17 protein-coding genes are annotated in these 20,267 nt (G+C 41.0%); 12 read left to right on the forward strand and 5 right to left on the reverse strand.

Annotated elements, in window-relative coordinates:
- From ABZP26_RS14290 to ABZP26_RS14300, 3 genes are all read left to right on the forward strand, one after another.
- Positions 1-1,140 (forward strand): murein hydrolase activator EnvC, encoded by a 1,140-nt coding sequence (locus tag ABZP26_RS14290; protein ID WP_036956697.1) that lies wholly within the window; start codon positions 1-3, stop codon positions 1,138-1,140.
- A 33-nt stretch (positions 1,141-1,173) separates the two neighbouring features.
- The gene (locus ABZP26_RS14295) at positions 1,174-2,439 is read left to right on the forward strand and encodes a S41 family peptidase (RefSeq protein WP_215521860.1); all 1,266 of its coding nucleotides are present in this window, start codon (positions 1,174-1,176) and stop codon (positions 2,437-2,439) included.
- Between the two features lie 67 nt (positions 2,440-2,506).
- Positions 2,507-3,259 carry a divergent polysaccharide deacetylase family protein gene (locus tag ABZP26_RS14300; RefSeq protein WP_013465952.1) on the forward strand — a complete coding sequence of 251 codons (753 nt, stop codon included), beginning with the start codon at positions 2,507-2,509 and terminating at the stop codon, positions 3,257-3,259.
- A 58-nt stretch (positions 3,260-3,317) separates the two neighbouring features.
- Here the strand turns inward: ABZP26_RS14300 and ABZP26_RS14305 are convergent, their stop codons facing one another.
- From ABZP26_RS14305 to ftsY, 5 genes are all read right to left on the reverse strand, one after another.
- On the reverse strand, positions 3,318-5,189 hold the full coding sequence (locus ABZP26_RS14305; protein WP_138764330.1) for a methyl-accepting chemotaxis protein: 1,872 nt from the start codon (positions 5,187-5,189) through the stop codon (positions 3,318-3,320).
- A gap of 327 nt (positions 5,190-5,516) precedes the next feature.
- Entirely contained in the window at positions 5,517-6,380 is an 864-nt protein-coding gene (gene rpoH, locus ABZP26_RS14310; RefSeq protein WP_013465954.1) for an RNA polymerase sigma factor RpoH, read from the reverse strand.
- 242 nt (positions 6,381-6,622) lie between these two features.
- Positions 6,623-7,609, reverse strand: coding sequence for a permease-like cell division protein FtsX (ftsX, locus tag ABZP26_RS14315; RefSeq protein WP_138764329.1), 987 nt, complete (start codon positions 7,607-7,609; stop codon positions 6,623-6,625).
- Entirely contained in the window at positions 7,606-8,283 is a 678-nt protein-coding gene (gene ftsE, locus ABZP26_RS14320) for a cell division ATP-binding protein FtsE (protein WP_013465956.1), read from the reverse strand. Before ftsE ends, ftsX begins: the two co-directional genes overlap by 4 nt.
- Positions 8,284-8,369: 86 nt before the next feature.
- A complete protein-coding gene (gene ftsY / locus ABZP26_RS14325) occupies positions 8,370-10,289 on the reverse strand; it encodes a signal recognition particle-docking protein FtsY (RefSeq protein WP_368485090.1) in 1,920 nt (639 codons plus the stop codon).
- A 204-nt stretch (positions 10,290-10,493) separates the two neighbouring features.
- On the opposite strand from ftsY, the gene rsmD reads away from it, so the two are divergent.
- The 9 genes from rsmD (at position 10,494) to purH (ending at position 20,249) form a co-directional block, all read left to right on the forward strand.
- Positions 10,494-11,099, forward strand: coding sequence for a 16S rRNA (guanine(966)-N(2))-methyltransferase RsmD (gene rsmD, locus ABZP26_RS14330; RefSeq protein WP_013465959.1), 606 nt, complete (start codon positions 10,494-10,496; stop codon positions 11,097-11,099).
- Between the two features lie 145 nt (positions 11,100-11,244).
- Entirely contained in the window at positions 11,245-11,460 is a 216-nt protein-coding gene (rpsU, locus tag ABZP26_RS14335; RefSeq protein ID WP_002957797.1) for a 30S ribosomal protein S21, read from the forward strand.
- A 19-nt stretch (positions 11,461-11,479) separates the two neighbouring features.
- Positions 11,480-11,926, forward strand: coding sequence for a GatB/YqeY domain-containing protein (locus ABZP26_RS14340; RefSeq protein WP_008114877.1), 447 nt, complete (start codon positions 11,480-11,482; stop codon positions 11,924-11,926).
- Positions 11,927-12,092: 166 nt separating this feature from the next.
- Positions 12,093-13,844, forward strand: a complete 1,752-nt coding sequence (gene dnaG, locus ABZP26_RS14345; RefSeq protein WP_058155287.1) for a DNA primase — start codon at positions 12,093-12,095, stop codon at positions 13,842-13,844.
- Positions 13,845-13,968: 124 nt separating this feature from the next.
- Positions 13,969-15,813: an RNA polymerase sigma factor RpoD gene (gene rpoD, locus ABZP26_RS14350; RefSeq protein WP_028835594.1), complete on the forward strand. Its 1,845-nt coding sequence runs from the start codon at positions 13,969-13,971 to the stop codon at positions 15,811-15,813.
- 71 nt (positions 15,814-15,884) lie between these two features.
- Positions 15,885-16,766: a 50S ribosomal protein L11 methyltransferase gene (prmA, locus tag ABZP26_RS14355; RefSeq protein ID WP_008114871.1), complete on the forward strand. Its 882-nt coding sequence runs from the start codon at positions 15,885-15,887 to the stop codon at positions 16,764-16,766.
- A gap of 282 nt (positions 16,767-17,048) precedes the next feature.
- On the forward strand, positions 17,049-18,020 hold the full coding sequence (gene dusB, locus ABZP26_RS14360; protein WP_024601713.1) for a tRNA dihydrouridine synthase DusB: 972 nt from the start codon (positions 17,049-17,051) through the stop codon (positions 18,018-18,020).
- 19 nt (positions 18,021-18,039) lie between these two features.
- Positions 18,040-18,330 carry a DNA-binding transcriptional regulator Fis gene (fis, locus tag ABZP26_RS14365; RefSeq protein WP_002957804.1) on the forward strand — a complete coding sequence of 97 codons (291 nt, stop codon included), beginning with the start codon at positions 18,040-18,042 and terminating at the stop codon, positions 18,328-18,330.
- 332 nt (positions 18,331-18,662) lie between these two features.
- Positions 18,663-20,249, forward strand: coding sequence for a bifunctional phosphoribosylaminoimidazolecarboxamide formyltransferase/IMP cyclohydrolase (gene purH, locus ABZP26_RS14370; protein WP_033103715.1), 1,587 nt, complete (start codon positions 18,663-18,665; stop codon positions 20,247-20,249).
- The last annotated feature ends 18 nt before the right edge of the window (positions 20,250-20,267 follow it).

Genomic DNA, 20,267 nt, shown 5'->3' on the forward strand with positions numbered 1-20,267 from the left:
ATGAAAAAAAGCGCATACCGCGTCATTGCGTGTATTTGTGTACTGCATTCATTAGTCACTGGCGTTGCCGTGGCTAATGAAGATCGTACTAAAAAAGACCTATCCCAAGTGCAAGTGGCTTTAGAGCAAAGCCAAGCTGAATATCAACAACAGCAAAAAGAAATAGCTAAACAGCAGCAAAAGCTAAAAGCACATGAACTCGCTATAGCGAAAAACGCTAAAGCACTCAATATGGCTGAGCAATCCGTTAAAAAAACACAACAACAGCAAGCAGAGCAACAACAACGCGCGGTAAAGCTTGAAAAACAACAAGCCCAATTTCAGCGTGTGTTAGCAGCACAGTTAAAAAGTGCTTATATGGCAGGTAGTGATGACTATTCAAAAATGCTGCTTAACCAAGAAGATACCGCTAAATTTGAACGTACGCTTAGCTATTACAACTACTTAAATAAAGCCCGCATAAAGCAGCTTGATGAACTTAAAGCGCTGCAAATAGAAATTGCGAAAAACCAAGCTGAGCTTGAAAAAACAAAAGAAAAGTTAGTTGCTTTATTTGATGAACAAAAAAGGCGACAAGCAGCGCTTCTTGACGCTAAAAATGAGCGCCAAGCCAGCCTAAAAAATCTAAAACAGCAGTTAAATAAAACAAAAAATTCAATTAGTTACTTAGAAGAGAACGAACAAACGCTGATCGCAACTATTAAAGAACTTGAAGAAGAAAAAACCACAAAAATTGAGCTATTGGGCCTAAATAAAAATAAAGGAAGATTAAGCTGGCCGAGTAAAGGCAAACTAACGCACAAGTTTGGCCAACGTAAGCACGGCGGAATTAATTGGAAAGGCGTGTTAATTTCTGCTGCAGAGGGCACTTCAGTAAATAGCATTCATAACGGTCAGGTGGTATTTGCAGATTGGTTAAAAGGTTACGGCTGGGTGATTGTTGTGGACCACGGTGAAGGCTTTATGAGCTTATACGGGCATGCACAAACCTTACTCAAAGATGTGGGTGATATGGTCAGAGAGGGTGAAAGCGTTGCTTTAGTTGGGCAAAGCGGTGGACAAGCCGATTCTGGTCTATACTTTGAAATACGCCACAAAGGGCGTGCTGTTAATCCCATAAAATGGTGCAGACGTATTTAATCTTAAAATAACTGCATCCTAGTAGAGGCAGTTATGATAAACACACACATTTGCCAAAAAAAAGTATCACAAAAAAAATCAATATTTTGGTTTTGTTTGCAGGTATTTTTTTTATTGGCACTTTTTGGCTTTATAAATAATGCTCATGCCAGTTCGGTCAAAGATTTAGAAAGCCAAAAAATAAATGAAATACTGTTTAATATTCATACCTACTACGTTGATGATTTAGCACTGCATAACAGTGAATACATTGAATACAACACCTCTCAATTTGAACGCTTATACTCTAAACTCGATCCCTACTCTAAATATTTAGATAAAAATGAGCTAAATGCGTTATTTGATAATACCAATGGTCGCTATACTGGCTTAGGCATTGAGGTCAAAAATATTGAGCAGCGCACCACGATTGTTAAAGTAATTAATAATTCGCCTGCTAAACAAGTCGGCCTGCGAGCTGGCGATATTATTACAGCAGTTAATAATCAGCAGATTAAAAATAGTCCTATTGATATAGTCGCGCAGCAAATTAAAGACAGCCCCAACAATAAAGTACAACTAAGTATTATCCGAAATAACAATCTAAAACCGCTCATATTTAACCTCAGCAGAAAACAAATAAAACTGGCCAGTGTAACTAAGCAACTACTTGATGCTGGTAGCGGTTATATTGCTATAAATACCTTTTCAAACCACACCTTGCATGAAGTTGCCTTACAAATAGCCGCTATGCAAAACCATTACGGCCACGCATTAAAAGGCCTGATTATTGATTTACGAGATAACCCTGGCGGGACTTTAAAAAGCGCGGTTGCTGTGGCAGATCTCTTTTTACAAGATGGTCTAATAGTAACAACCAAAGGACGTTTTTATGATTCTAATCAGTCGTTTTACGCTAAACGCGGCGATATTTTAAAAGGCGCACCTATTGTTGTACTGATTAACGAAAACTCAGCCTCTGCAGCAGAAATACTGGCTGCAGCACTAAAAGAAAATATGCGTGCAAAAATAGTGGGGAGTCAGTCATTTGGCAAAGGGTCGGTACAATCACTCATTCCATTAGGCGATGGTGATACCGCCTTAAAACTAACTACCGCACGCTACTTTACGCCATCAGGTGAATCGATTGAAGGTATTGGCGTGACCCCGAATGTGGCGATTAATCAAACAACGCTTCCACAAACAAATAAAGCCGTTATAATAAAAAATGAACAATTAGAACAAAACACCGTTTTTAGCACTGAAGATTTAGCCGATATCCAGTTAACCAAGGCAAAACAGCTACTCAACATGCACTAAATTCGGTAAATTATTTTAAACACGACAAAGATAATAAAAATTATAAAACGTGAAAACTATAAATTTAATGGTGTTAGCTGGGCTGTTTTTAGCCTTATTTGCAACATCGAGTGCTGTTAAAGCCAAGCAAATAGCCATAGTGATCGATGACATAGGTTATCATCAACGTGATTTAGAATTCCTGAGTTTACCTGGGCAGTTGTCCTATTCAATATTGCCCCACACCCCCTATTCTCAAATATTTGCAACCCTTGCTAGTCAGTCAAATAAAGAGCTCCTGTTGCATGTTCCTATGCAGGCTTTAAATGGTAAAAAACTCGGGCCTGGTGCGCTCACTTTAAATATGGATAAAGCACAACTTCAACAAACGCTCGGGAATGCGCTGGCCAGTTTACCGCAAGTTAAAGGAGTTAATAACCATATGGGCTCTGCGCTGACTCAACAAAGCCAAGCAATGAAATGGACCATGGAAGTACTCAAAAAACGCCAGCTGTATTTTCTTGATAGCCGTACAACTGAATTAAGCCAAGCTCAGAATGCAGCCAACTTTTTGGGAGTGGAAAACATTAGCCGACATGTATTTTTAGACAATATAACGACCACAGAGCAACTACAATTAAGATTAGAAGAGCTAAAATCAAAAGCAACTAAGTATCAATTTGCCATTGCAATAGCGCATCCCTATCCCGAAACCATCGATTTTTTACGCCACGCTTTGCCGCAATTAAGTGAGCAAGGATTTGAACTTGTGCCAGTATCGCAACTGGTCGAACGTAAATATGTACAAATAGCTCAGCAAGAAGCTATTTCATTAAACTGATGGGGTAAGTAACCCCCCTAACCCATCAGTTAATTTAACTCACTTAAACGCATTATATTTATAAAATAAACGTCGCTACTTTGGCATTTAAATCTGTAGCTCTGTCTTTTAATACTTCAGCTTGGCTTAAATGCGCAGTTGCTGAGGTAGTAATTTCATCGGTTACATCTTTAATGGCGACCGTATTTCGAGTAATTTCATTAGTCACTTGCGTTTGCTCTTCTGCTGCAACCGCTATTTGACCCGCCATATCAGAAATTTCATTCACTGCTAAGGTGATTTCCTCTAGTGCATGAGCTGCTGCATTAACATCATCCACACTATTGTTAGCATACCCCTTACTGCTGTCCATCAAGCTCACTGCTTTTTTGGTCGTATTTTGTAAGGTTTCTATGGTGGTGTAAATTTCTGCTGTGGAGTTTTGCGTTCTTCTTGATAGTACACGCACCTCATCGGCAACCACTGCAAAGCCACGCCCTTGTTCACCAGCACGGGCAGCCTCTATTGCGGCATTGAGTGCTAAGAGATTTGTTTGCTCAGCAATTTCTTGAATGGTAGTCAAAATACTCGATATAGCCTGAGCATGTAAGCTTAGTTCGCCAATGACGGTGGTTGTTTGGTCTATTTCACCCGCAAGTGAATTAATCGTATTTCTGGTTTTATCAACTAACAGCTTACCTTCACGGCTACTTTGCGCTGACTGCTGTGATGCCGTCGCGGTATTTTCGGCATTAGCAGCAATCTCATGGGTTGCACTCGCCATTTCTGTGACCGCAGTGGCAACCATCGCCACTTCTTGCTGCTGACGCTGCAACTCACTGACACTGTTTTGATTGGTGATTAAGCTTTTCTCTGCATCAAAATCTAGATCAGTAGCTAACTGGCGAATATGGCTTATAAGCTCATGCTGGCTACTTACAAAGCGATTAAAACTATCAGCCAGTACCCCAACTTCATCTTGTGTATCAACACTAATACGCTGGGTCAAATCACCGTTACCATCAGCAATTGTTGATAACGCTTGTGATACTCGGCTTAACGGCGCAAGCAACACACTTAATAACCATGAAATAGCCAACACGCTCAACAAAAGTGCCACACTGACTAATACGAGTTGAGTTACTAATAAACTAATTAGCGGTGCCTCTAAGGTTTCTTTATCCAATACAAATAGCAACTGCCAATCGGTATTATTTATATTTTCACCCCAGATTAGCTTCTCTCGCCCTTCATCTTTAAAATAAAGGGGAGTAAATTCACCGTTTTGACTATTAGATAAAATGAATTGGTGATTTATTTTCGAGTCAATATGCGTAATATCTGCCATTACTTTTTTAGTGTCTTTATAGGCAATCACAGTGCCATCTTGATGCATCATGATGGCATAGCCATTTGCCGGTAAAGACATAGTATTAACATCATTAACTAAAGACTCAATCGATAAATCACCCGCTACCACGCCACTTTGTGTGGTTTTAGCAATAGAAACAACCAACTGATTAAACGCAGTATCTAAATAAGGTTTGGTAATTACGGTGCCATTTTTCAGCTGTGCTTGTTTATACCATGGACGAGTGCGCGGGTCGTAGCCGGTTCGATCAATACTTGGATCAGAGTCAGTCATTTTCCCGATACTATCTCCAAAGTAAGTTAATTGAAAACCACCAGACACTTGAGCTTGCTGTAATGCGCTGAGCGTATTGCCCTCAACCTTACTCGCAACTGACTCTATGATCTGCTGACGACTAGCTAGCCAATCTTCAATACTCGCAGCTTGTTGCTTACCAGATTGACTTACATTATCAATACTGCTTTTTAACAGTAACGCTTTTTGAGAGGTGTAGCTATTCCACGATAGCAATACAATAATAACGGCTAGGGCAAGAACCACCGATAGCAAGATCTTTTTCTTTAGTGAATATGAGTTCATATTGAGTGTAAATACTCGCGTTAAATGAAATTGAAAGGCAATAAGCACAGCAATTAATAATTTAATTTAGGCTACGGTTTGAACGACAAGTCGCTCAGGTGCGCGAATATTTTCATATACCCAAATTAAAAACAAACTAAAATCATGTATTTAAATTAAAACCAAACTTATTCATTAACTTTAACTAGGGTATATTTAATTAAAAGATATACAGATGTGACTAGAGGTAAGCAAAATAAGAAAAAAGATACTTTTTGTTAACCTCTTTTTTTAACTAAAAAAAAGCCCCGCATTTTCATGCAGGGCTTTATAACTTTTTAAGTACGATTAACTCATCGCGCTTTGTAATTTTTTCATTGCTGTTTTTTCCAGCTGGCGAACACGCTCTGCTGATACGCTGTATTTTTCAGCCAACTCTTGCAGTGTTGCTTTATCATCTGACAACCAGCGTGCGCTAACGATATCTTGAGAACGCTCATCGAGGGTTTTCAAAGCGCTAAATAATCGCGTATGCGACTGCTCTTGCCATTGTTGCTGTTCAATGTCGTCAGCTAAATCAGCAGAACCATCCGTTAAGTATTGCACTGGTGAGTAAGTACTCGTTGGCGCATCGTCGTTATCGTCGCCTGTTAAGTCAAAGCCCATGTCTTGGCCGCTCATACGCGACTCCATTTCACGAACTTCTTTTTCACTCACACCTAGCTCGCTCGCTACTGTGCTAACTTCGGCTTGGTTAAACCAGCCTAAACGTTTTTTGTTTTTACGAAGATTAAAAAACAGTTTACGTTGCGCTTTGGTTGTCGCAACTTTTACGATACGCCAGTTTTTAAGCACAAACTCATGAATTTCGGCTTTGATCCAATGAACCGCAAATGAAACCAAACGTACACCCACTGATGGGTCAAAACGTTTTACTGCCTTCATCAGTCCAATGTTACCCTCTTGAATTAAATCAGCTTGTGGTAACCCGTAACCCGAGTAGCTTTTAGCTATGTGCGCTACAAAGCGCAAATGCGACATAATGAGTTGCTTTGCAGCACTAAGATCGCCTTCTTCCTGAAGTTTTTTTGCAAGTTCCTGCTCTTGCTCAACTTTAAGCATAGGAATAGTACTAACAGCTTGAAGATAGCCATCCATACTTGCGCTTTGTTGCCCAACTGTAAGTGCCATTGCGTATAAATCTTTACTCATTTTTCACCTCGGTGATAAACATTTGAAACCATCTTAGCACTCTTTTAGTAAGAGTGCTAACTTGAATTTAAAACTTTTTTGAATCATAAATCAAGTGGTTTTTTTAGTGTTAAGTCAGTCTACACTAGGCGACTGAATAACCTATGAATTGATTTAGCCAAAGCAAAGATTAATCTTTTTGCTTTGGCTTTTTTATAATTTTAAACTTAAAACATGACAGTTTTAAGAATTATATTAGTGCCCTAAACCTTATCGGGTTCTATTTCTGAGATGTAACGGTTAACCGATAAGTAAGAACCAATAAAGCCTAAGCTAGTGGCCAACAATACCAACGCGCCAAATTCATTAAGGCTAAGCCCTATTAGCGTAAAGCTGGTTTGATATATCCCTGCAACACTGCTTACCGCAGCAGATAGCCACCACATCATTAATGCTACGCAAATAAAAGCAAACAATCCGCCAATCACGCCATACCAAATGCCAGTCCATAAAAAGGGGGCATGAATAAAGGTATTAGTTGCCCCTACGAGCTTCATTACCTGTATTTCTTCTTTTTTATCCATAATAGATAAACGAATTGTGTTGCCTATAATAAGCGTCACTGAGGTCAGTAATAATAGCGCAATCGTAATTACACTTTCTTTTAACAAACTGAGTAATGCATTTAAACGTTCAAGCCAAGCAATATCAAGCTTACCAAAATCAACTTCGCGTTCACCTTCAAGTTTTTTAAGCAATAGCTTAGCCGCATTAGGTTGGCTATGTCGCTGGGTTGGTGTAACTAAAACCACATTCGGTAATGGGTTACTATCTAGGTATTCTAAAGCTTGACCAAACCCAGACATTTCTTTGAATTCATCCAAAGCCTCAGTGCGAGAAATAAAAGTCACACTTTGTATTTCAGGATATAGCGCTAAGCGTTTAACTAAAGTTTGCGTTTCTTGCTCACTCATACCCTCTTTTACAAACAAGGATATTTCGCTGGCTTGCTCAAAACCACTGCTCACTTGCTGAACATTTTTAACCACTAAGTATAACGTTGCGGGCAAGGTTAAACTCAAACCCAGTACAGCAATGGTCATCATAGAGGCTAATGGCGTGCGCCACATTTCCCCAAGACTGTACACACCTTGGCGAAAAATATTAATAATGAAAAAGTAACCGCCAGAGAATACGGATTTTTTTTGTTTATCATTACTATTTTGACGGCTTTTGAACAGTAAACTCATAATACACCCTCAGCCAGTGGATCTTGGCTCATCCGCCCATCATGAAGCGTTAAGCTACGATACTTCATTCGTGATACTAACCCCAAGTCATGGGTGGCAATTAAAACCGTGGTGCCATGCTTATTAAAATCTTCGAACAGGCGTAATATTTCCATCGATAACTCAGGATCAAGATTACCGGTAGGTTCATCAGCTAATAGTATAGGAGGAGAATTAACAATGGCTCGTGCAATCCCTACACGTTGCTGCTCACCGCCAGAGAGTGTGGAGGGGTGACAGCGTACTTTATCTAACAAGCCCACTTTATCGAGCGCACCATGCACACGCTTGGCAATTTGCTTGTGGTGAGTCCCTTCAATAATTAAGGGCAAAGCAACGTTATCGAACACCGTGTATCGTTCTAATAGACGATGATTTTGAAAAATAATACCAATGTCGCGGCGTGCATACGGAATTTGTCGTGAATTTAACTTATTTAAATCCACGCCATTGATAAACACATTGCCCGCAGAAGGGCGTTCCATCAAGCTAATAAGCTTTAAAAGTGTACTTTTACCGGCACCACTGTGGCCCGTTAAAAAAGCCAGTTCGCCTGGTTTTATATGAAAACTCACTTTTTCAAGCGCGCGATGCCCACCGGCATAGGTTTTACTTACTTGCTGAAAATTTATCATTTTTTTATTATGCCAACCTCATTAAACGTCCTAACGCAATTGGTATTCCTTGCAATTAAAAAGGGAGCAGGCTCCCTTTTGGTAAATTAAACGTCGTCCTCATCTTGGCTAAATAGCGCGTCAATAAAGTCATCGCTCTTGAAGGTGCGTAAATCATCAATACTTTCACCTACACCAATGTAACGAATAGGAATATTAAACTTATCAGCAACGGCAAAAATAACCCCGCCTTTAGCGGTGCCATCAAGCTTTGATAGTGTGATACCCGTTAGACCTACACATTGGTTAAATAAGTTTACTTGGCTAATAGCATTTTGGCCTGTGCCAGCATCAATTGTCAGCATCACTTCATGCGGTGCATCTGGGTCTACTTTTTTCATCACACGGGCTATTTTTTCAAGCTCTTGCATTAAGTTATCTTTATTTTGCAAGCGCCCTGCTGTATCGGCAATTAACACATCAACATTACGCGCTTTAGCGGCTTGAAAGGCATCAAATACCACTGAGGCGCTATCAGCACCAGTGTGCTGAGCTATAACAGGAATACTATTACGCTCACCCCAAACTTGAAGCTGCTCTACTGCTGCGGCTCTAAATGTATCACCGGCAGCAAGCATTACCGATTTACCTTGGTTTTGAAATTGTTTCGCCATTTTACCAATGGTGGTGGTTTTACCTACGCCGTTTACACCTACCATAAGGATAACGAAAGGTTTTTTGTCTGCTGGTATTTCTAAAGGCTGCTCTGCTGTTTTCAGCATAGTTGCCATTTCTTGCTTCATTAATTCATAAAGCGCATCACCATCTTTAAGCTGCTTGCGATCAGCGGCGTCGGTCAGGCTATCGATTAGCTTCATTGTGGTATCAACACCAAGATCGGCAGTGAGTAACTGAGTCTCTAATTCTTCAAATAACTCATCGTCAATTTTTTTACCGCTGAAAATTGAGGCAAAGCCAGAACCAATATTAACGCGTGTTTTCAGTAAGCCTTTTTTGAGGCGAGAGAAAAAACCTTCTTTTTTAGGTTTTTCCGCTTTTATAGCTTCTTCCTTTGCAAGCTCTGCGGTCAGTCGCTGTTGCTCTAGGCGTTCAGACTCCTCTTCAGCAGCCAGACGCTGTTGTTCTAAACGCTCGTTCTCAGCTTGTTCTGCTGCAATGCGCTGTTGTTCTAAACGCTCATTTTCAGCTTGCTCTGCTGCAATGCGCTGTTGTTCTAAACGCTCGTTCTCAGCTTGTTCTGCTACAATGCGCTGTTGTTCTAAACGCTCATTTTCAGCTTGCTCTGCTGCAATGCGCTGTTGTTCTAAACGCTCGTTCTCAGCTTGCTCTGCTGCAATGCGCTGTTGTTCTAAACGCTCGTTCTCAGCTTGCTCTGCTGCAATGCGCTGTTGTTCTAAACGCTCGTTCTCAGCTTGCTCTGCTGCAATACGCTGTTGTTCTAGACGCTCGTTCTCAGCTTGTTCTGCTGCAATACGCTGTTGTTCTAAACGCTCGTTCTCAGCTTTTTCTGCTGCAATGCGCTCTTGCTCTAACTGCATTTGCGCTTCTTGTTCTGCTAAACGTTTGGCTTGCTCTTGTCTTTGTTGCTCTGCATCTGCCTGCTGTTTAGCTAATAGCTCTGCATTAGCGTGTTCAATCGCTTGTTTTTCTTCTGCCGCTGCGCGCTGTGCTTGCGCCTGTTTCTCTTGCTCTAAACGCTCGGCCTCTGCTTCAGCTTGTAAACGCTCTGCCGCAGCTTGCTCTGCAGCTAAACGTTCTTGCTCGGCTTTTTCTGCCTGCTCTTGTGCTAAACGATCTTGTTCAGCTGCAATTCGAGCTTGTTCTATACGCTCGGCTTCTGCTTCAGCCTGTAAACGCTCTGCCTCAGCTTGCTCTGCAGCTAAACGTTCTTGCTCGGCTTTTTCTGCCTGCTCTTTTGCTAATGCTTGTTGTTTATCAGCTTCTGCTTGTTTTTTATCTGACTTGCCAAAACCGAGCCACGACATGAATTTACTTTTTTTTGCCATACTTGCTAATAACCACTTATAAAAATCTGATAAACTAACGATAATGATAGCGTGCTTTTAAGCCTAAATAATTGCTTTTAGCAACACGTTATCCTCGAGGGTGCATAATAGTAACACTTTTAGCGCAGTTGAAAAATGACACGCCGTGATATGATTGCAATATTATCTGAGCTAGATCATAGATACCAATTTTTAGTGAGTTAAATGAGAAAAAAAACCACACAAAATAACACCACTCATAAATCAGCTGATGGGGTTATTAGAATCATTAGCGGCCAATTTCGCGGTCGAAAACTGCCAGTAAAAGATGTTCAAGGTCTGCGTCCTACAACCGACCGAATTAAAGAAACGGTGTTTAATTGGTTGATGCACGATACCCGCGATGCGCACACTCTCGATTGCTTTGCCGGTTCCGGTGGATTGGGATTTGAAGCATTGTCGCGTTTTGCAAAACACACCACATTCATAGAGCTTGATTCACAAGCAGCAAAACAATTAGAGCAAAACATTGCGACGCTTGATGCACAAAACGCGCAAGTCGTTAATACCAATACACTGACGTTTTTAGAGAGAAAAAACACCAGTGACACATTTAATTTGGTTTTTATTGACCCGCCATTTCGCAAAAATTTAGCTCAATCATGCTGTGATTTATTGGAAAATAATCAATGGCTCGACCCCGAAGCATTGATATATGTTGAAGTAGAAACTGAGCTAACCTCGTTTAAAGCACCAAATAACTGGTTGTTAATTAAAGAGAAAAAGGCAGGTCAGGTTTTTTGTAGGCTGTACCAACGCCATATAAATTAACACTGTTTTAGCTGCTGTGTTTCTGTTAATATTATCCTTTACATGTGGTGTTGCTTCGGATTACAATACCGCACCATTTTTGAACCACTTGATCAATGTTTGATCAACTTGAGCAACGCTCATAATTTAGGTAGGTGAATTTTTAATGCCAGTAATTAAAGTAAGAGAGAACGAACCGTTTGACGTAGCACTTCGTCGCTTCAAGCGTTCATGTGAAAAAGCAGGTATCCTTTCAGAAGTTCGTCGTCGCGAGCACTATGAAAAACCAACAGCTGAGCGTAAGCGTAAAAAAGCAGCTGCTGTTAAACGTCACATGAAAAAACTTTCTCGTGATAACGCTCGTCGCGTTAAATTATACTAATATATTAGGTCTTGTATAAATGAGCCTTTTAATAACGCTAAAAGATGCGCAAAAAGATGCGATGAGAGCTAAAGACAAACAACGTCTTAATCCTATTCGCATGGTACTTGCTGCAATCAAGCAACGTGAAATTGACGAGCAAATAACACTAGACGACGCAGGTATTACCTCCGTTATAGTGAAGCTTGTTAAACAACGTCGCGACTCTTACACTCAGTACAAAGATGCTGGGCGTGATGATTTAGCTGAAATTGAAGCCAATGAGATTACAGCACTTGAAGCTTTTTTACCTCAACAATTGAGTGAAGAAGAAATCATTGCTCTCATTGACGCGGCTATTGCTGATACTAATGCAGCAGGTATGCAAGACATGGGTAAAGTAATGGGTATAATCAAAAGCAAAGCCGAAGGTCGTGCCGATATGGGCAAAATCTCAGGTTTAATTAAGCAACGATTAACTGCCTAATACCCCCACATACATTTAGTATGATTGAAGTAAACCGAGCCTTGAGCTCGGTTTCTTCGTTTAGATATTTAGTACTTCAAAAAATTATGCATTTGTGTTCAAATCTTTGCGTATTATAATTCGTTTTCATCACTTTTCTATTTATCTTAGGGCTGTACTTTAAACAATGGCTGGAAAGATCCCACGCAACTTTATCGATGATTTATTGGCACGAACCGATATTGTCGACCTGATTGACTCAAAGGTAGGGTTGAAAAAAGCGGGCAAAGACTATCAAGCTTGCTGTCCTTTTCATAATGAGAAGTCGCCTTCATTTACCGTATCGCAAGATAAACAGTTTTATCATTGCTTTGGCTGTGGCGCTAACGGCAATGCTATTTCTTTTGTAATGGAGTATGACAAACTCGAGTTTGTTGATGCAATTGAGGAACTAGCCAGTTTACTTAACCTTGATGTTCCTCGCGAACAAGGGAGCAGTAATGGACCAGAGCGCACAGCGGCACAAAAACGTTCAGACTATGATCTAATGCTGCATGCAGCACGCTTTTATCAACATCAGTTAAAACATCACAGTAACTCTGAAGCGGTAATCGATTACGTTAAAGGTCGCGGCTTAAGCGGTGCAACCGTTAAAAAGTTTATGATAGGTTATGCGCCCAGCGAATGGGAAGGGCTCTGCCAACAACTTGGGCGAAACCAAGAACAAAAAGAACAATTAGTTGAGCTTAAACTCGCATCTGAGAAAACCCCAGGCAAACAGTTCGACTTTTTCCGTGATCGCTTAATGTTTCCAATTCGTGATAAACGCGGCCGCGTTATTGCTTTTGGTGGGCGAGTAATGCAAGCCGATCAAGGGCCTAAATATTTAAACTCTCCGGAGACGCGCATATTTCATAAGGGCTTTGAACTCTATGGGCTTTATGAAGCTAAACAAGCACACAAGAAGCTTGACCATGTACTGATTGTTGAAGGCTACATGGACGTAGTAGCGCTGGCAGAACAAGGTATTGAATATGCCGTAGCAGCCCTTGGTACAGCGACAACCAGCGAGCACATGCACACTTTATTTAGAACCACAGATAAAGTTATTTGTTGTTACGATGGTGACCGTGCAGGTAAAGATGCTGCGTGGCGCGCACTCGAAAATGCGTTGCCTTACTTAAACGATGGCAAAGCACTGCATTTTGTATTTTTACCCGATGGTGAAGACCCTGATTCACTCGTACAACAAGAAGGTAAAGCAGCTTTTGAGCAACGCCTTGAAAACGCAGATGACTTCACTAAAGTGCTGTTTAATAAACTAAGTAAAGAGATTGATTTAACACTAGATTCCGGTAAGGCTAAGTTACTCAGTGCGGCACTGCCCCTGATTGAAAAGATCCCAAGTGAGTTTTACCAAGAAAATATCCTAGAGCAACTTGGGCGATTGATTGGCCGCACCCGTGAGCAACTCAATAATCACTTAAAAACGCCAAAACAGCAGCAAGCAATTGAACGAAAATTTAAAATTACACCCATGCGCCAAGCAATAGGGATTTTAATTCAGCACCCTAACTTGGCTAAAAGTGTGCCCTATTTACCCGATTTAGCTCAAATGAATATTGCGGGTATTGGCTTATTATTGCGACTACAACATCAAGCATTACAAAAAGATGGCATTACCACCGCACAAATTCTTGAATCATTTCGGGACACCGATGACTACGAGCCATTAACTAAGTTAGCGACATGGCAACATCAAATAAATGAAGAGCGTTTAGAGACTGTTTTCCAAAATACTTTCAAATTTATTGAAGATCAGTGTTTAAATTATCGACTAGAGACCCTATTAATAAAAGACAAGACACAGGGCCTAAATAGCGACGAACGACTAGAATGTCATTTACTAATGACAGCGTTAAAAGCAACGAACAGCTAGTCAGATTTGATTTAGGCTGTTATACTGTGCTATTCACTGCGTCACATTATTCTGGTTAGCCTTTGAGCAAACTCCATGATGGCGCCTGTTGTATCAACTTATCAGAGTGGAAGAAACAATCTCTATGGATCCAACTCCTCAGTCACAATTAAAACTTCTGATTCAAAAAGGTAAAGAGCAAGGTTACTTAACTTTTGCAGAAGTTAATGATCACCTTCCACAAGATATTATCGACTCAGATCAAGTAGAAGATATCATTAGCATGATTAATGACATGGGTATCAAGGTTAGCGAAAACGCGCCTGATGCCGATGAATTAATGATGCAAGAAACCACGACAGACGAAGACGCAGCGGAAGCTGCCGCTGCAGCCCTTGCTACTGTAGAAAAAGAAATTGGCCGTACAACTGACCCTGTTCGCATGTATATGCGTGAAATGGGTACTGTTGAACTTCTTACCCGTGAAGGCGAAATTGTTATCGCTAAGCGTATTGAAGAAGGCATTAACCAAGTTCAAATTTCGGTTGCTGAATACCCAGAAGCGATCACTTACCTACTTGAACAGTGGGATAAGTTTGAAGCAGAAGAGATGCGTCTTAGCGATATTATCTCTGGCTTTTTCGATCCTGATGCAGAAGAAGCACCACCTATTGCTGCCACCAACATTGGTTCTGAATTAAGTGAAAAACAACTTGATGACAGCGACGATGATGACGATGACAGCGATGATGAAGACGAAGAAGAAGTAGATACAGGTCCAGATCCTGAAGAAGCGCGCATCCATTTCGAAAATTTACGTGATTTATACACCAAAGCACGTGAAACATTCGATAAGAAAGGTCGCTCTCATCCAGAGTCTCAAGCCGCTATTTTAGAAATCGGTGAGCTGTTCAGAACCTTTAAACTCGTACCTAAACAGTTTGATCGCATGGTTAATAACATGCGTGAAATGATGGACAGAGTTCGCGTTCAAGAACGTCTTATCATGAAGCATGCAGTTCAAGTTTCAAAGCTGCCAAAGAAAACCTTTGTTAAGCATTTTGCAAACAACGAAACTGACACAGCATGGCTTGATATTGAAATTGCAGCAAACGAAAAGCATTCAGCTAAACTTGAAGAAGTGAAGCCTGAAATACTTCGTTGTATTAGCAAACTTACTTCAATGGAAGAAAGCACTGGCTTAAGCATTGAACGTATTAAAGATATAAACCGTCGCATGAGTATTGGTGAAGCGAAAGCGCGCCGTGCTAAAAAAGAGATGGTAGAAGCAAACTTACGTCTTGTAATTTCAATCGCTAAAAAATACACCAACCGTGGTTTACAGTTCTTAGATTTAATCCAAGAAGGTAACATTGGTCTGATGAAAGCGGTTGATAAGTTTGAATACCGTCGTGGTTATAAGTTTTCAACTTATGCTACGTGGTGGATCCGTCAAGCAATTACGCGCTCTATTGCTGACCAAGCAAGAACAATCCGTATTCCAGTACATATGATTGAAACGATCAATAAATTGAACCGTATTTCACGTCAAATGTTACAAGAAATGGGTCGTGAGCCAAATCCAGAAGAATTAGCTGAACGCATGATGATGCCTGAGGATAAAATCCGTAAGGTACTTAAGATTGCAAAAGAGCCAATTTCAATGGAAACACCTATTGGTGATGATGAAGATTCGCACTTAGGCGACTTCATCGAAGATACCACTATTGATTCGCCAATCGATTCGGCAACAATGGAGTCTCTTCGTGGCGCAACTAACGACGTGCTTGCTGGCTTAACAGCCCGTGAAGCGAAAGTACTACGTATGCGTTTTGGTATTGATATGAATACCGACCACACGTTAGAAGAAGTAGGTAAACAGTTTGACGTAACACGTGAACGTATTCGTCAAATTGAGGCGAAGGCACTGCGTAAATTACGTCACCCTTCTCGCTCTGATTTACTGAAAAGCTTTTTAGACGCTAAATAATCTAGCGTTACATTATAAGTTAATTTAAAAGGCCGCTGTAGCGGCCTTTTTTCTATTTCAAGGAAATAAACATGGCTTGGATCCAAATCCGTATCAATGCCAATGCTGCAACCGCTGATGCAGTAAGTGACCTATTAATGGAAGCAGGCAGTGCTTCTGTTACTTTTATTGATGCTAAAGACACGCCTATCTATGAGCCTAAAATTGGCACTGTTGTATTTTGGGCTGACACCACAGTAATTGGCTTGTTCGAAGCTAATCACGATATGAACGCAGTGGTTGCGTTATTAAAACGCCATGATGAGCTAAAAGACAATTTAGTTTACAAAATTGAGCAACTCGAAGATAAAGACTGGGAACGTGAGTGGATGGATAATTTTCACCCTATTCAATTTGGCGAAAAACTCTGGATTTGTCCTAGCTGGCGCGACATTCCAGACCCAGACGCAGTCAATGTACTACTTGATCCAGGTCTTGCTTTTGGTACTGGCACACACGCCACCACGGCACTGTGTTTAAAATGGTTAGAAAGCCAAGACTTAACTGGTAAAACCGTGGTCGATTTTGGCTGTGGCTCAGGCATATTAGGCATTGCAGCAATAAAATTGGGTGCTGAGCGCATGATAGGGATAGACATTGACCCACAAGCGCTGGAAGCAAGCCTAGATAACGCTAATCGCAATGGTGTTGCTGACAAGCTTGAAGTGTACCTGCCAGAAAATCAACCTGAGTTTACTGCTGACATTGTAGTGGCAAATATTTTAGCGCAACCACTGCGTGAGCTTCATAGTGTTATTTTAGGCTTATTAAAGCCAGGCGGTAAAATTGCGATGTCGGGAATTTTAGAAGAACAAGCACAATCGGTTGCTGACATATACGCGCCCTTTATTGAGCTCGATGAAATTGCCATTGAAGGCGATTGGACCCGAGTAAGTGGCATTAAAAAAGCGTAATAGTGCGTTATTAAAAAATTTAGAGTATTAACTCAAAAGTCGTATCTAAAGCCTGTATTTAACAGGCTTTACTATTTTTTTACATAATAAAAAATAAAGATTTTTTATTATAAAAGTAACAGCCGTTCAAAATTCACACAAATAAACCGCTTCGTCATACGGTTATCAAATGTCAATACGAAAAGAGCAAAAAAAAGTCACTTTTGTTCAATTTATAGCCTTTGATTTTTGCGTAAAAAGCCGTAAACTTAGCGCCCCTTGAAAAGAGGCCTATTGAATATCGTGCGTATCGGTTCATACCAACTTGAGAATAATGTCATTGTCGCGCCTATGGCGGGCATAACGGACAGACCATTTAGACAGCTATGTCGTCGTTTAGGCGCTGGCCTTGCTGTGTCTGAAATGCTGTCGTCTAATCCGAAGGTTTGGAAAACCGAAAAGTCGATGAACCGGATGGATCATTCTGGTGAGTCGGGTATACGTGCGGTGCAAATTGCAGGAGCAGACCCTGAGCTTATGGCACAGGCCGCACAATTCAATGTTGCAAACGGTGCACAGATCATAGATATCAATATGGGGTGCCCAGCAAAAAAAGTGAACAAGAAACTTGCAGGCTCAGCCTTATTACAGTTTCCAGAACTCGTGGAAGAGATTATTGATGCCGTAGTAAACGCGGTTGATATACCTGTGACACTTAAAATCCGTACCGGATGGGATCAGGACAACCGTAATGGTGTAGAGATTGCAAGAATAGCTGAACGTTATGGCATTGCATCACTGGCTGTACATGGGCGCACGCGCGCATGTATGTATAAAGGTGATGCTGAGTACGCCACAATTAGGGATATAAAACGTTCAGTGTCGATACCTGTCGTTGCTAATGGTGATATTACATCACCTGAAAAAGCAAAGCAGGTTTTGGACTATACGGGTGCAGATGCCATTATGATTGGTCGAGCCGCCCAAGGTCGCCCTTGGATATTTAGGGAGATAGACCACTATTTGCGAACTGGTGAACATATGCAGCCACCTGCTATTGCAGAGGTGCGCAGTATTTTAATGGAGCATTTAACCAACCTCCATGTGTTTTACGGTGAGCCAATGGGAGCACGAATCGCTCGCAAACATGTATCTTGGTATTTGCAAACCCATGACAGTGACGGTCAGTTTAGGCGAGTATTTAATGCGCTCGACAATTCAGAGGCACAGGTCGTCGCATTAGAGCAATACTTTAAAACACTAGCAGCTAACTAAGAAAGAAAGAGACTTTATAATGTTCGAACAAAACGTGACTTCTCCATTTATCACTAACCCTCATGTTCAGTCACACGAGAAACCGCAGCCATTGCGTGATGCAGTGAAAAAAGCTGTTCACCACTACTTAAAGCAGCTTAACGGTCAAGATGTGCAAGACGTTTACGACCTTGTTCTTTCTGAGCTAGAAGCGCCATTGCTTGAAGAAGTAATGACTTACACACGTGGCAATCAAACTCGTGCGGCAATTTTACTAGGTATCAACCGTGGTACTTTACGTAAAAAGCTTAAAAAATACGGTATGAACTAATACCAGCTATATTGAAACCGTAATCATTCTAACGAGCTAAATAAGCCCCTAACTGCGTTAAAAATTTTTTATGTAGAATAACTACACAGCAAAATTTTTGCCTCGTTATTGACTTATTTCTTTGTCGTTATAATTGCTTACTAATCCAATACAGCTGGTATAAAGTATTTTGAGTAAAAAGCACCTTAGGGTGCTTTTTTTATTTGTAAAATTTATTAACGAAATTGCAAAATGCTCACGCTTTATGGGTCGTTATAAGTCGTTTTTTGAGTCGTAATCAGTTAAAATACGCGCTTCTAAGCTAGCTCATTAACTGAGGAAATCAAACTACAATGGATACACATCGTCCTATACGTCGCGCACTTTTGAGTGTGTCAGACAAAACCGGTATTGTTGAATTTGCCCGTGCACTAGAAGCACAAGGTGTTGAAATACTTTCAACTGGCGGCACGTGTAAACTACTTGCTGACAATGCAATTAAAGTAACTGAAGTATCAGATCACACCGGTCACCCTGAGATCATGGATGGTCGCGTAAAAACCCTACATCCAAAAATTCATGGCGGCATTCTTGCTCGTCGTGGCCAAGATGAAGACGTAATGGCAGATAACAATATCTCTGCTATCGACATCGTTGTAGTTAACTTATACCCCTTTGCGAATACTGTCGCTCAAGAAAACTGCAGCCTTGAAGATGCTATTGAAAACATTGATATTGGTGGCCCAACGATGGTACGTGCGGCAGCTAAAAATCACAAAGATGTGACGATCGTTGTTAACGCAAGCGACTACGACCGTGTTATTAGCGAAATGCAAAATAACAACGGCTCAACAACCTACAAAACACGCTTTGACTTAGCTATTGCAGCGTATGAGCATACAGCGCAGTACGATGGCATGATTGCTAACTACTTCGGTAAAATGGTTCCTGATTACACAGAAGAAGCCGCTATCGATACTAAGTTCCCGCGTACTATTAATATGCAATTCACTAAAAAGCAAGATATGCGCTACGGTGAAAATTCGCATCAAGATGCCGCGTTTTATGTTGAAAACGACATCACTGAAGCGTCAGTGGCAACAGCGACTCAACTGCAAGGTAAAGCATTATCGTTTAACAATATTGCCGACACCGATGCTGCACTTGAGTGTGTAAAAGAATTTGATGTACCTGCGTGTGTTATTGTAAAACACGCTAACCCATGTGGTGTTTCAATTGGTAATAATATCTTAGAAGCGTACGAGCGCGCCTTTAAAACTGACCCAACGTCAGCATTTGGCGGCATTATTGCTTTTAACCAAGAACTTGATGCTAAGACTGCACAAGCGATTGTTGAACGTCAATTTGTTGAAGTTATTATTGCACCAAGCGTAAGTGCAGAAGCCACTCAAATAGTATCAGCTAAACAAAACGTGCGTTTATTAGAGTGTGGTGAATTCTCAGCTAAAGGCACAGGTCACGACATTAAGCGTGTAAATGGCGGTGTACTTATTCAAGACCGTGATTTAGGCATGGTAACGCAAGGCGACTTAACGGTTGTGTCTAAGCGCCAACCTTCTGAGCAAGAGCTTAAAGATTTATTATTCTGCTGGAAAGTGGCTAAATTTGTTAAATCAAACGCCATTGTTTATGCCCGCGACGGTATGACTATAGGTGTAGGTGCGGGCCAAATGAGTCGCGTTTACTCAGCTAAAATTGCCGGTATTAAAGCCGCTGATGAAAGCCTTGAAGTAAAAGGTTCAGTGATGGCATCAGATGCATTCTTTCCATTCCGCGATGGTATTGATGCAGCTGCAGAGGCTGGCATTACTGCTGTTATCCAACCAGGTGGTTCAATGCGCGATGAAGAAGTGATTGCGGCCGCTGACGAAGCTGGAATGGCAATGGTGTTTACCGGTATGCGCCACTTCCGTCATTAATCGCATAAAGAGCTAACG

Origin of the sequence: Pseudoalteromonas sp. SD03 (assembly GCF_040937955.1) — a bacterium.
In the GTDB taxonomy this organism is placed as follows: domain Bacteria; phylum Pseudomonadota; class Gammaproteobacteria; order Enterobacterales; family Alteromonadaceae; genus Pseudoalteromonas; species Pseudoalteromonas tetraodonis.